This window comes from Hyphomicrobium denitrificans ATCC 51888 (genome assembly GCF_000143145.1).
Lineage (GTDB): Bacteria > Pseudomonadota > Alphaproteobacteria > Rhizobiales > Hyphomicrobiaceae > Hyphomicrobium_B > Hyphomicrobium_B denitrificans.
Map to the genome: position 1 here is coordinate 3,476,356 of NC_014313.1, position 12,542 is coordinate 3,488,897.

Genomic DNA, 12,542 nt, shown 5'->3' on the forward strand with positions numbered 1-12,542 from the left:
CGGATAAGCCGGATGCAAACGTTTCTCTACCATGCCACGACCGTCGCGACGCTCGCTGTACTCGCCGTACTGCTCTACGGCCTGCGCACGTTGATGAAAGGCGATAATTCGAACCTCAGCCAAAAGCTGATGCGCTGGCGTATCGCGCTGCAGTTTCTCGCCATTCTGATCATTCTTGCCTATGCATTTGTGTCCCGCTAAAGGCCGCGACGGCTCAAAGCGGCGTGCGACCCGAAACTTCGTCCCGAATATCAATGCCAGGAGCCTTTGACCGATGGTGGTCCTCAACAAGATCTATACGAAAACCGGAGACGCGGGGACGACTGCGCTCGGCTCAGGCGAACGGGTGCCGAAAACATCGCCGCGCATCGCCGCTTACGGCACCGTCGATGAAACGAACGCCCACATCGGCGTGGCGCGCGTTCACCTGGCGAACGCCGATCCTGACGTCGATGCGATGCTGCTGCGCGTTCAGAACGATCTCTTCGATCTCGGCGCCGATCTCTGCGTGCCGGATCGCGGCGAAAAGCTGCCCTATGAGCCGCTGCGGGTCGCGGATGCGCAGGTCAAGCGCCTCGAGGAGGAAATCGACCTGATGAATGGTTCGCTGACGCCGCTCCGCTCGTTCATTCTGCCGGGCGGCAGCGCGACGGCGGCAGCCCTGCATGTGGCGCGGACCGTCTCGCGGCGTGCCGAACGCATGATCGTCGAACTGGCGGCCATTCCGGGAGAGCCGGTCAGCGCGCCGGTGCTCAAGTACATCAACCGTCTCTCGGATTTCCTGTTCGTCGCCAGCCGCTACGTCAACGAGCGGGGCAAGGGCGACATCCTGTGGGTGCCTGGCAAGAACCGGTAGGCCGAGCACGCCTTCCGGGTCCCATTTACCCTGGACCCGACAGGGTGTGCGCCGCGACGAGGCGGCGATTGACTTGCACGGAAGCGGCCCCTAATTTTCGGTCTTCGCAGTTGCGAGAACCGATGCTGCCGAGAGGCTTTAGGTCTGTCCGGCAGGTAAAGTTCAGCAGTCCGAACATCTGTTCGCGGCGTGTGGCGCCGCAAAAGCCGGCGGCAGTCTAAGCGCCGGTAACAACAATATTGGGAGCGCCAGTGAGCTGGCGGATGGCATGAAAATCGTTGTGCCGGTCAAGCGCGTCGTCGATTACAACGTCAAAATTCGCGTCAAACCGGATGGTTCTGGGATCGACCTGGCGAACGTCAAGATGTCGATGAACCCCTTTGACGAAATCGCCGTCGAAGAAGCGGTTCGGTTGAAAGAGAAAAGCGGCGCTCAGGAAGTCGTCGTCGTTTCCATCGGCCCGGCGAAAGCGCAGGAAACGCTGCGTACGGCCCTCGCGATCGGCGCCGATCGCGCCATCCTCATCGAAACGGCGGACGGCACGAACGTCGAGCCGCTGGCGGTCGCCAAGCTTCTGAAGGCCGTGGTTGAGGCCGAAAAGCCCGATCTCGTCATTCTCGGCAAGCAGGCGATCGACGACGACAGCAACCAGACGGGCCAGATGCTCGCGAGCCTCCTCGACTGGCCGCAGGGCACGTTCGCGTCGAAGGTCGTCACGGACGCGGGAAGCGTCACGGTCACGCGCGAGGTCGACGGCGGTCTCGAGACGATCAAGCTCAAGCTGCCCGCAGTCGTCACGACGGACCTGCGCTTGAACGAGCCGCGCTATCCTTCGCTGCCCAACATCATGAAGGCGAAGAAAAAGCCGCTCGACGTCAAGAAGCCGGAAGATTTCGGCGTCGACGTCAGTCCGCGCCTCAAAGTTCTCAAGACAACTGAACCCCCGACGCGCAAGGCCGGCGTCAAGGTCGGCAGCGTTGCCGAGCTTGTTCAGAAGCTCAAAACCGAAGCGGGGATTCTGTAATGTCGACACTTCTTCTTGCCGAAGTCGCAAACGGCGCGCTGGCGCCTGCCACGGCGAAAGCCCTGACCGCTGCCAAGCAACTCGGCGGCGACGTTCATGTTCTCGTTGCGGGAGCGGACGCCAAAGCCGCGGCCGAGTCGGCTGCCAAGCTCGATGGCGTCGCCAAGGTTCTGCTCGCGGATGCGCCGCAGCTTGCGAATGGCCTCGCCGAAGAAGTCACGGCGCTGATCGTATCGATCGCCGGTAATTATTCGGCGATCGTCGCGGCGGCGACGGCTTATGGCAAAAACATTCTGCCGCGCGTTGCAGCCAAGCTCGACGTGATGCAGATTTCCGACATCATCAAAGTCGTGTCGCCCGATACGTTCGAGCGGCCGATCTATGCCGGCAACGCCATCCAGACGGTGCAGTCGTCGGAGAAGACGAAAATCATCACGGTTCGCACGGCTGCCTTTCAGCCTGTCGGCGAAGGTGGATCGGCTGTGATCGAAACCGTCGCGGCACCGTCCGCTATCGGCGTTTCGACGTTCGAGCACGCGGAACTCACGAAGTCGGACCGGCCGGAACTCACGTCCGCACGGATCATCATTTCCGGTGGCCGCGGTATGGCAAACGGCGAAAACTTCACCAAATATATTGAGCCTGTCGCGGATCGGCTCGGCGCTGCGATGGGTGCCTCGCGCGCGGCGGTCGATGCGGGCTTCGTCCCGAACGACTGGCAGGTCGGGCAGACCGGTAAGGTCGTCGCCCCTGATCTTTACGTTGCGGTCGGCATCTCCGGCGCGATCCAGCATCTCGCGGGCATGAAAGATTCGAAGGTGATCGTCGCAATCAACAAGGATCCGGAAGCGCCTATTTTCCAGGTTGCGGATTACGGTCTGGTCGCCGATCTCTTTCAAGCTTTGCCGGAACTCGATGCGGAGCTGCAGAAAGCCGGCCGTTGAACGCAGCGCCTTGGGACCTCTAGAGGATATCCATTCATGGTGCAGACCCAGAAGCTGATGGAAAAAAGCAAAGCCGGCATCCGGCCTGCGCGGGTCATCAGCAAGGTCGGGATCATCGGCGCGGGCCAGATGGGCAGCGGTATCGCTCACGTCGTCGCGCTGTCGGGCTACAACGTGGCGATCAACGACCTCAAGAAAGAGGCGTTCGACAAAGGTCTCGAAGCGGTCAGTAAGAACCTAGCGCGGCAGATCGCCAAAGGTTCGATCCAGGAAAGCGAGCGCGATCAGGCTCTAGAGCGCATCAGCTACGCGCCAAACCTCGAGGCGTTCGGCGACTGCGATCTCGTCATCGAAGCGGCGACCGAAGACGAAGCCCTGAAGCACAAGATCTTCGCCGCGCTCTGTCCGCATCTCAAACCGACGGCGATGCTTGCGTCCAATACGTCGTCGATTTCGATCACGCGGCTGGCGGCGACGACCGACCGGCCGGAAGACTTCATCGGCATGCACTTCATGAATCCGGTGCCGCTGATGGAGCTCGTCGAACTCATTCGCGGGATCGCGACCGAAGACGAGACGTTCTCGACGGCGAAGGCATTCGTCGAAAGCCTCGGAAAGAAAACGGCGGTTGCGGAAGATTTTCCGGCCTTCATCGTCAACCGCATTCTGCTGCCAATGATCAACGAGGCCGTCTATACGCTCTATGAGGGCGTTGGCACGGTCGAGGCGATCGACAAGGCGATGCGGCTCGGCGCGCATCATCCGATGGGACCGCTGGAGCTTGCCGATTTCATCGGGCTCGATACCTGCCTCAGCGTCATGCAGGTGCTTTACGAAGGACTGTCGGATTCGAAATACCGGCCGTGCCCGCTTCTGGTGAAGTACGTCGAAGCCGGTTGGCTCGGCCGCAAGACGAAGCGCGGCTTCTACGATTATCGCGGCGAGAAGCCCGTTCCGACGCGCTAGACGGGTTCAGCCCGTCAGGCTCGTCAGCGTCTTTCCGACATTCGCTTTTTCCAGCAGCGACGTCAGTCCGGGGTAGACGACGACCCACGACATGATGGCGATCGCAATCGTCACGGCCGTCGCGCGCACCCACGACAGACCCCAGAACCGACGGTGCGTGAGCGTCACGAACACCAGGATCGCAGCCATGTTGGCGACGGTCAGCGCCTGCCAGACTTCACCGAGATCGAGAACCGAGCCGGCCTTGGCGTCGGCCAAGACAATCCCGAAGTAGGCGAAAGCCGTGATGATGCCGAGCAGCGTGCAATAGCTGACGCTCAGCACGCAAAGCTTGATGTAGGACATCGGCGATCGAGGGATCGATCCAAGCGCGCGGCACACGTAAAATTGGATTGGCGTCATGATCGCCATGCCGACGTATTGCACGATCTCATTCGTAATGACCGCAGAGCTGTCGGCGGCGTCGGGCGCGTTGAACAACGCGGAATAGACGCGCGGAAGAATGACGTAGACGAGCGTCAGCTGGGCGCCGACGCAGGCGGTCAGAAAGCTCCAGTGCGAACGGTATGCGGGATCGTCGGTCAGGCGCAGGATGGTGCGGACCGGATGCGCGAGGAACGACAACGCGACCGCGTGCATTCCGACCTGTTTCGGGCCGTTCATGAATTCGCTGGTGAGCGCGCTCCAGCCTTCGGCTCGTGGCTTAGCGGATGACGTCGACGGCTTTCCGCAGCCGCCGCAGAACGGTCCGACCAGGGCGGTTCCGCAGTTCGTGCAGAACCCTGCTTGAGCTTCTTCCGCGTTCCCCACGTTCGCGAGCCTCCCTCGTGAAGCGGTCCGGCATAGCATGGCGGCGTGGCCGCAGAAACTGGCGCGCGCCGATGTTCCGCGTTATCCCAATCGTTGTGGTGAGATTGCAAGGGATGAGGCCATGACAGGACTGCCGCGCGTCGCGTTGATCACGGGCGCGGGATCGGGAATCGGGCGCGCGGTCGCGTTGAAGCTTCAGGGTGCCGGCTACGACGTCGTGCTCGTCGGCCGTCGCGAGGCGGAGCTCGAGAAGACGGCGGCTGAAGGCAGCTCCGGAGGCGGCAGCTTTCTCGTGCTTCCGGCGGACGTGACCGACGAAGCTGCGGTGAAAACCGTGTTTGACCAGACGCTTGCGCGCTTCGGGCGCCTCGATCTCCTGTTCAATAATGCCGGGACGTTCGCCAAGGGCGTTCCGCTCGATGAGCTTTCGCTCGAAGAATGGCAGCGGGTCGTTGGAGTCAATCTCACCGGGCCGTTTCTTTGCGCGCGCGAAGCCATTCGCATTATGAAAGCGCAAACGCCGAAGGGTGGCCGGATCATCAATAACGGGTCGATCTCAGCGCAGGCGCCGCGTCCGTTTTCAGCGCCCTATACGGCGACGAAACATGCGCTGACGGGGCTGACGAAAAGCATCTCTCTCGATGGACGGGCCCATAACATCGCGTGCTCGCAGATCGATATCGGGAACGCGGCGACCGACTTCACGAAAAAGATGGCGGTCGGCGTTCCGCAGGCTGACGGAAGCGTTCGGAGCGAGCCGCGCATCGATGTCGCGCACGTCGCCGACGCGGTGCTTTACATTGCCAATCTGCCGCTCGAAGCCAACGTGCAGTTCATGAACGTGATGGCGACCGCCATGCCGTTTATCGGACGCGGGTGATCGGCAGGTCTTTCGGAGCGGCGTCGGTTTTGAGAAAGCCGGTCAAGTCGCGCGTCAGATAATGGATGTGGCCGGGCAACTCGCGCCAGTCGCGGATTTTCAGTTGCGCCGGATGGTCGATGTAATCGGAATGGACGAGCACTGTCGTCATGCCGATGTCGGACGCGACTTCGAGGTTGTGCGGCATGTCCTCGAACATTGCCGATTGCGCCGGGGCGACGCCGTGCAGCTTCAGCATCTGGTCGAAGGCGGCGCGCTCCGGTTTCGGGACGTATTCGAGCGCGGCGATGTCGCAAATGTCTTCGAAGAGATGCAGCACTCCGAGGCGGCTCGCGACGTTCTCCGCGTGCCGGCGGGAACCGTTCGTGAAGATGAGGCGGCGGCCTGGAAGCTGGGCGATGGCTGCGGCAAGCTCCGGCAACTCGGGCACGACGGATACGTCGATGTCGTGCACATAGTCGAGGAACGGTCCCGGCTGCAGCTTATGCACCTGCATCAGGCCTGCGAGCGTCGTTCCGAACTGGCGATAATAGGCTTTCTGCAAATGCCGGGCGTGCTCGCGCGGAACGCCGATGGCCTTGGCGATATATTCGCTCATGCGCCGGTCGACCTGCGCGAAGAGATTGCAGGACGCCGGATAGAGCGTGTTGTCGAGATCGAAGATCCAGGTATCGACGTGGTCGAAGCCACGTCGCGTCGTGGTCGCGGCGGCCGTGGCGGAGAGTGAGGCCGTCGCTGCCATCAGCCTTTGCTCTTCTTGCGTTCGGCGCGACGCACGAGCGTGCCGACGCCGTGCTCGGTAAAGAGTTCGAGCAGGACGCAGTGCGGCACGCGGCCATCGATGATGACAACGCCTTCGACGCCGGCCTCGACGACTTCGATGCAGCCTTCGATCTTCGGGATCATGCCGCCGGAGATTGCGCCGCTCTTGATCATGGCGTGTGCGTCATCGATCGTCAGCTCGGGCACGAGCTTCTTATCGTTGTCGAGCACGCCCGCGACGTCCGTCAGGAGCAGCAGGCGTTTTGCCTGCATGCGTGCCGCGAGCGCGGAAGCAAACGTGTCGGCGTTGATGTTCAGCGTCTCGCCGTCGCGGCTGATGCCGACCGGCGCGATGACCGGGATCAGATCCGACTTGGAAATGACCTCGACGATATGCGGATTGACCTCGAGAGGATCGCCGACGAAGCCGATGTCGACGGCCTTCATCAGGTTCGACTGCGGGTCGGCCATCTCGGTGATTTTCTTGGCGATCATCAGATTGGCATCTTTGCCCGAGATGCCGACCGCCTTGCCGCCCTGACGGTTGATCGCCGAGACGATCTCCTTGTTGATCTTGCCGGCGAGCACCATCTCGACGACTTCGACCGTCGGCTTGTCGGTGACGCGCAGCCCGTTGACGAAATCGGATTTGATCTCGAGCTTTTTCAGCATGCTCGCGATCTGCGGGCCGCCGCCGTGAACGACGATCGGATTGATGCCGGACTGCTTGAGATAGACGATGTCCTGCGCGAAGGCGTTCGAGAGCTGCTCGTCGCCCATGGCGTGGCCGCCGAACTTCACGACGACGGTCTGCTCATCGTAGCGGATGAGATGCGGGATGGCCTCGGCCAGAATGCGCGCTTGCAGATGGGCGCTTGGCCGGTCTTCCACGACGCCGGCGCTTTTTTCGTGAGGTTTGTTCGTTGACGTCACGGGATTCCCCAAAATGCCATAGGACAGTGGGATAATTGCGCTTCAGGTGCTTCGGGCGCTCTCGTGGCGGTCTTATAGCGCGGCGGCCCGCAGCCTCAACGGATTTCCGGCATCGACAGGGGCTTGGGGCGGTCCTGACGCACCGCGGACACGGGTTGGGGACGAAAACCATTCCGGCCTGCCAACCGTCGTGGCAATGCTGTAGCGTTGCCAGGTGAGCTTGTTTAGACGCTGTTTTTGACTGCTGGCCTGGAGATCTCGTGGGCGTAACCGCCGCTGACCTTGCTCAAATTCCGATGTCGCCGGATCTCGGCGCGACGCTGTCGCGCGGGGCCGAATTCGCGGCCGGCGCGGGTGCGCCCGATGTCGCGCTTGAGCATTTGCTGGCGGCGCTGTGCGACGATTCGGACGCAATCGCGGTGCTCGACGCGAGCAACGTTAATACTGCGGCGCTCAAATCCGATGTGGTGGGACAGTTTTCTCAGCCGGGCTTCGATCCGGAGCAGGCGCCGACGAGCCTCGGCGTGTCAGCGGACGTGCGGCGCATTCTCGAAGCCGCTGCCGCGGCGGCGCGTGGCAGCCGACGGCGCGATATCAACGGGGCCATCGTTCTCGCTGCGATCGTCGGCGATGGGCGTAGTCTTGCCGCGGATATTTTGCAGGCGCATGGCCTGACGTTCGACAGCGCGATTCGCGCGCTCCAGCAGGCGCTGGCGTCTGCACCTGTGCCACAGCGCGCGCCCGCCGCTCAGCCTCCGGTCGCCGATGATGTTCTGGCGCGGGCGCGGGAACGTGTGCAGTCGCGATCGACGCCATCGTTGCGCGATCTCATGAAGGATATGCCGCAACCGGCGACGCCGCCGCCTGCGCCACCGGGCGCGAGCGGGCAGGTGCATCCCGGGTCGGAAGCGGAAGCGTCCCCGGCATCCGTGGCGCCATCCGCGCCGGAACCGACACTTGAACCGAGTCCGCCCCCGGCACCGCGTTTCGAACCGCAGCCAACGGATGCAAACCCGGCAGTTCCGCAACGGCCCGCTCCTGCGCAGGAGGGTCGGCCGAGCCCACAATTCGGATCGCAGGCTCAGCGCGGCCGCGATGGGGACAGCACTGGGCAGGGTGCGCCTGGCGGCCCGCAGGATCGGCCATACCCGGCGCAACAACCGCCGTTCGAGCCGTCGCTGGATTTGCACGAACGGGCGGTTGCGCAGCCATCGGTGCGGGCGACGTTGCCGGGGCAGCCTCATGTCCCGGCTCCGCCGATGCGCGGGCAGCAACCGCCGCAGTCGCCGCCCGGGCAGGGCTATCCCGGCGAACTTCCGCGTCCGCGCCCGATGGGTGGACCGCCGCCGCCCATTCCCGATCCGATCGCGCCGGGATCGCCGGGGATGCGTATCCCTTTCCCTGGGCCAATCATGCCGGCTCCCGTACCGGGCGTGCCGCCCAGCCCGATGCAGACCGATTCCGGTCTCAGGGCCGAGGCGCGTGGAGACCAGCCGCCGGTCGGGCCTGCACCTGCGCAATCCGCTCCATCGAAAGAGAAAAGCGCGGGCCGCAAACGTGGCAGAAACGCGAAAGTGGAGACCGGCCAGCTTGCCGAGAACATTCCCCGCACCATGCGCGTCGGCAAAACCGAGCGTGTGGAAGTGCGCATCGCCAAGGCGTCGATCAAGTCGTTGGCGGAGAACCTCGATGGTGGCGGAGCCGCCTGGCAGCATCAGATTACGGTGACGAAGGCGATGGCCGTGCGCGTGCGTGCGCCGGACGGCGGCTTTTTCATCGAGACGGCGTCGCCGGAAACGCAATGGATCGAGAACAATCTCGGATACGGCGCGGAAGACTTCGCGAGCTGGCGGTTTCTGATCACGCCGCAGGCGCGGGGCTGGTCGCAATTGCAGATCGTCGTTTCGGCGCGGACGATCGGCGCCGATGGCGTCGCCGCCGAGACCGCTCTTCCCGATCAGATCATCGAGGTCAAGGTTCGCCGCAATCTCAAGCGCACGTTTGCGCGATTGTTCGGCTGGAGCGTCGCAGCGATTGTCGGCGGTGCGCTCTCGACGTTCGGTGAATCCGGTCTGACGACCGCGAAGGCGCTGCTCGAAAAGTTCATGCAGTAGGCCGCGCGTGAAGCGGCGCAGACGTCTCGTTATCCGCCGTGCGCGTCAATGAGCTTGGCGACGACGGCGCGCAAATCCTCAAAGCCCATGCCTGTTTCGGACGACGTCGCGAGGACGCGCGGATAGGCGGCCGGATGCTTCGCGAGCGATTTCGTCGTGTTCGCGGTGACGCGTTCGAGATCGGTGCGGCTGATCTTGTCGGCTTTCGTCAGCAGCACCTGGTACGAGACTGCCGCGCCGTCGAGCAGCGCCATGATCTCGTCGTCGACCGGCTTCAATCCGTGTCGCGCATCGACGAGGACGAAGACGCGGAGCAGCGTGCGCCGGCCAGCGAGGAAGCTGCGCAGGGTTTTATTCCAGGCAGCGACTTTATCCTTCGGCGCTTCGGCAAAGCCGTAGCCGGGCATGTCGACGAGATAGAGGTCGGCGTTCGGATCGGTGAAGAAGTTGAGTTCCTGCGTCCGGCCCGGCGTGTTCGACGCGCGGGCCAACGTGCGCTGACCGACGAGCGCGTTGATCAGGCTCGACTTGCCGACGTTCGAACGGCCCGCGAACGCGATTTCCGGGCGGTCGTCCGGCGGCAGATGATCGAGGCCGGGCGAGCCGCGCGAAAACGTCCAGGCGCGCGTGAACAGCAGGCGGCCCGCTTCGATGTCTTCCGCCGAGTGCTCATCCGCGTCGGGCATGGCGCTCATGCAGTGGGTCGCTTCTGCGCGTTCCTGCGATCCATTATTTTCCAGGTCCGCTGCCGGCGCCGAAGAGTCTCAGAAGTGGCCGGAACGTTCGCTTGATGTTGTCCAAGAGATGAACCTCGGCGCCGTTCTTCTTGTTGATGCGGACCTGCTGCAGGATCGAGAGCGTGTTGCTCCATGCCCAGTAGATCACGAGGCCAGCCGGGAAGCTCGCCAGCATGAACGTGAATACGACCGGCATCCACTGGAAGATCTGCTGCTGGATGGGGTCGGGCTGCGGCGGGTTGAGCTGCATTTGCATCCACATCGTGACGCCCATGATCAGCGGCCAGACGCCGATGTGCAGGAACGTCGGCGAGTCGAACGGCAGAAGCCCGAACAGGTTGAATAGCGATGTCGGGTCCGGCGCGGACAGGTCGTGAATCCAACCGAAGAACGGCGCGTGCCGCATGTCGATGGTCACGAACAGCACTTTATAGAGCGCGAAGAAGACTGGGATCTGCAGCAGGATGGGCCAACAGCCCGCAAGCGGATTGATCTTCTGCGTTCGGTAAAGCTCGAAGATTTCTTTTTGCTGGCGCTGGGTGTCGTCCTTGTACTGCTCCTTGATGCGCTGCATCTCCGGCTGCAGCTTCTTCATCCGCGCCATGCTCTCGTATTGTTTGTTGGCGAGCGGATAGAACGCCGCTTTCACGAGCACGGTCAGGATCAGAATGGTGATGCCGAAGTTGTGCACGAGGCCGTTGATGAATTCCATCAAGCGGAACAGCGGGCGGGTGATGAAGTAGAACCAGCCCCAGTCGATCATGCGGTCGAAGCGCAGAATTCCGAGCGCGTTTTCGTAGCCGTCGATCAGCGACGCCTGCTTGGCGCCTGCGAAAAGATGGCCTTCGACGCCTTTGCGCAGGCCAGCCGGAACACTCAGCGCGCCGCGCAGATAGTCGGTCTGGAAGGCGTCTTTGCCTGCCGGATCGCGTGCCTTCAGCGCCGAATACATCGCACGATAAGGCTCGCTCTGCTCGGGAACGAGCGCGGTCGCCCAATACTTATCGGTGATGCCCAGCCAGCCGCCCGTTACGTTGTCGAACGTCGTCGGCACGCCACTCTTCAAAGCGTCGGCGAAGGTGAATTCCTGAAGCCCATGATCGCCCGAGACGCCGACGAGGCCCTCATGCAGAACGTAGAAGGCCTGCGACGGCGGGTGGCCGCTGCGATGAACACGTGCGTACGGGAGAAGCGTTACCTCGGCTTGGGTCTTGTTCTCGATCTCATCCTTGATCTTGAACATGTAGTCGTTGTCGACGGAGACCGTGCGGTGGAAGACGAGACCGCCACCGTTGTCCCACATCAGCGTGACCGGCGTTTCAGGCGTCAGACGCGTGCCGCTTTCAACGGTCCAGAGCGAGTCGCGGGTCGGAACCTTGACGGCGCTGCCGCTTTGCGGAACCCAGCCGTATTCGGCGAAATAGGGTTCGGGCGAGCCGGAAGGCGAAAGCAGAATGACGCGCGCGCTATTCGGGTCGACGGTCTCGCGATACTTCATCAGCACGAGATCGTCGAGGCGGCCGCCTTTCAGATCGATGGAGCCTTCAAGAGACGGCGTTTCGATTTTGAGGCGCTGAGACCCCTGCAGAGCGGCTTCGCGGGAGACAGGCGCGGTCGCGGGCGCTTGCGCACCGGTTGGCGCGTCGGTCGACGGCGGCGCGACGGGTGTGCTCGCGACGTTCGGCGGCGTCTCGGACGATCCATCCTTATTCTGCGCCTCGATCTTCTTATTGAACTCCTGGCGCGCGTGCTCATTCTGAAGTTCCGGGCGCGCGAAGAAGTACTGCCAGCCCATGAGGACAAGAATGGACAGCGCAACCGCGAACATCAGGTTGTTTTGATCTTTAGGTTCTCTCGGGGAAGTCATTAAGTCCTCGGGTCAGCGCCGGCATTGGCGAGACTGTCTCAGCCGGAAATAGGAATGTTGCGAACTGCTCATAAACGGAAGGGGGCACCCCGTCACGTCGAACCTTTCGAGGCCACGGTTTTTCCGGGTCTCGGGCGGGCTTCGCCGGAACGGCTTCGCTTAGCATTGTCATGCAATGCCGCGAAAGCGCGTGCGACGTCTTCGAGCAGCGCCGCGAACGGGCGGTCGAGCGCGGCATGGCGGGCGACGATGACGTAATCGCAGGATGGGCGGGCACGGCCTTCAGCCGTCGCCGCGAACGCGGCCTTCAACCGGCGGCGAATCCTGTTGCGGGTGACGGCGTTGCCGATCTTCTTCGTAATCGTGAAGCCAAAGCGCGCCGTGCCGCCGTTTTCCGTTGCTGGGCGCTCGCGCACTTCGATCAGAAACGCGGGCGTCGAGGAGCGGCGTCCTCCTCGGACGGCGAGGAATTCCGGGCGCGATTTCAAGGTTTGCAGGGTCGGAATTCGAGCCTCCAGAACTGACGGCCGCGCAAAGGCCGCCGGCAGCCGCGACAAAATGCGCGAACAGCGCCGACTATATCACGGATGCTTCCGGCGCGCGGTGAATGGCGTGGCCGGCACGCAGGATGTCGCGATCGCGCATGCAA

The 12,542-nt window shown here is 62.9% G+C and carries 13 protein-coding genes; 7 read left to right on the top strand and 6 right to left on the bottom strand.

Annotated features, from left to right (window positions below; translation table 11 throughout):
• Positions 1-12 precede the first annotated feature (12 nt).
• The 5 genes from HDEN_RS16875 to HDEN_RS16895 all read left to right on the top strand — a co-directional run bounded on the left by HDEN_RS16875 (position 13) and on the right by HDEN_RS16895 (position 3,790).
• Positions 13-201: a twin transmembrane helix small protein gene (locus tag HDEN_RS16875; RefSeq protein ID WP_013217363.1), complete on the top strand. Its 189-nt coding sequence runs from the start codon at positions 13-15 to the stop codon at positions 199-201.
• A gap of 73 nt (positions 202-274) precedes the next feature.
• Positions 275-856, top strand: a complete 582-nt coding sequence (locus tag HDEN_RS16880) for a cob(I)yrinic acid a,c-diamide adenosyltransferase (RefSeq protein WP_013217364.1) — start codon at positions 275-277, stop codon at positions 854-856.
• 268 nt (positions 857-1,124) lie between these two features.
• Complete coding sequence (locus tag HDEN_RS16885) at positions 1,125-1,880, top strand: electron transfer flavoprotein subunit beta/FixA family protein (RefSeq protein WP_013217365.1); 756 nt, start codon at positions 1,125-1,127, stop codon at positions 1,878-1,880.
• The gene (locus HDEN_RS16890) at positions 1,880-2,824 is read left to right on the top strand and encodes an electron transfer flavoprotein subunit alpha/FixB family protein (protein WP_013217366.1); all 945 of its coding nucleotides are present in this window, start codon (positions 1,880-1,882) and stop codon (positions 2,822-2,824) included. The genes HDEN_RS16885 and HDEN_RS16890 overlap by 1 nt, the downstream gene beginning before the upstream one ends.
• A gap of 36 nt (positions 2,825-2,860) precedes the next feature.
• A complete protein-coding gene (locus HDEN_RS16895) occupies positions 2,861-3,790 on the top strand; it encodes a 3-hydroxybutyryl-CoA dehydrogenase (RefSeq protein ID WP_013217367.1) in 930 nt (309 codons plus the stop codon).
• Positions 3,791-3,796: 6 nt separating this feature from the next.
• Here HDEN_RS16895 and HDEN_RS16900 read toward each other — a convergent pair whose 3' ends face one another.
• Positions 3,797-4,600 carry a zinc ribbon domain-containing protein gene (locus tag HDEN_RS16900; RefSeq protein ID WP_013217368.1) on the bottom strand — a complete coding sequence of 268 codons (804 nt, stop codon included), beginning with the start codon at positions 4,598-4,600 and terminating at the stop codon, positions 3,797-3,799.
• 121 nt (positions 4,601-4,721) lie between these two features.
• On the opposite strand from HDEN_RS16900, the gene HDEN_RS16905 reads away from it, so the two are divergent.
• Positions 4,722-5,480 carry an SDR family oxidoreductase gene (locus HDEN_RS16905; RefSeq protein WP_013217369.1) on the top strand — a complete coding sequence of 253 codons (759 nt, stop codon included), beginning with the start codon at positions 4,722-4,724 and terminating at the stop codon, positions 5,478-5,480.
• Here the strand turns inward: HDEN_RS16905 and HDEN_RS16910 are convergent.
• Both HDEN_RS16910 and argB read right to left on the bottom strand, forming a co-directional pair.
• A complete protein-coding gene (locus HDEN_RS16910) occupies positions 5,464-6,222 on the bottom strand; it encodes a pyrimidine 5'-nucleotidase (RefSeq protein WP_013217370.1) in 759 nt (252 codons plus the stop codon). The genes HDEN_RS16905 and HDEN_RS16910 overlap by 17 nt on opposite strands.
• Positions 6,222-7,175, bottom strand: a complete 954-nt coding sequence (gene argB / locus HDEN_RS16915; RefSeq protein ID WP_013217371.1) for an acetylglutamate kinase — start codon at positions 7,173-7,175, stop codon at positions 6,222-6,224. The genes HDEN_RS16910 and argB overlap by 1 nt, the downstream gene beginning before the upstream one ends.
• 260 nt (positions 7,176-7,435) lie before the next feature.
• Between argB and HDEN_RS16920 the strand changes: the two genes are divergently transcribed.
• The gene (locus HDEN_RS16920) at positions 7,436-9,289 is read left to right on the top strand and encodes a Clp protease N-terminal domain-containing protein (RefSeq protein WP_013217372.1); all 1,854 of its coding nucleotides are present in this window, start codon (positions 7,436-7,438) and stop codon (positions 9,287-9,289) included.
• A 29-nt stretch (positions 9,290-9,318) separates the two neighbouring features.
• Here the strand turns inward: HDEN_RS16920 and yihA are convergent, their stop codons facing one another.
• The 3 genes from yihA to rnpA form a co-directional block, all read right to left on the bottom strand.
• Positions 9,319-9,984 (bottom strand): ribosome biogenesis GTP-binding protein YihA/YsxC, encoded by a 666-nt coding sequence (gene yihA, locus HDEN_RS16925; RefSeq protein WP_013217373.1) that lies wholly within the window; start codon positions 9,982-9,984, stop codon positions 9,319-9,321.
• 34 nt (positions 9,985-10,018) lie between these two features.
• The gene (gene yidC, locus HDEN_RS16930) at positions 10,019-11,893 is read right to left on the bottom strand and encodes a membrane protein insertase YidC (RefSeq protein WP_013217374.1); all 1,875 of its coding nucleotides are present in this window, start codon (positions 11,891-11,893) and stop codon (positions 10,019-10,021) included.
• A gap of 92 nt (positions 11,894-11,985) precedes the next feature.
• On the bottom strand, positions 11,986-12,381 hold the full coding sequence (rnpA, locus tag HDEN_RS16935) for a ribonuclease P protein component (RefSeq protein ID WP_245256675.1): 396 nt from the start codon (positions 12,379-12,381) through the stop codon (positions 11,986-11,988).
• Between the last annotated feature and the right edge of the window lie 161 nt (positions 12,382-12,542).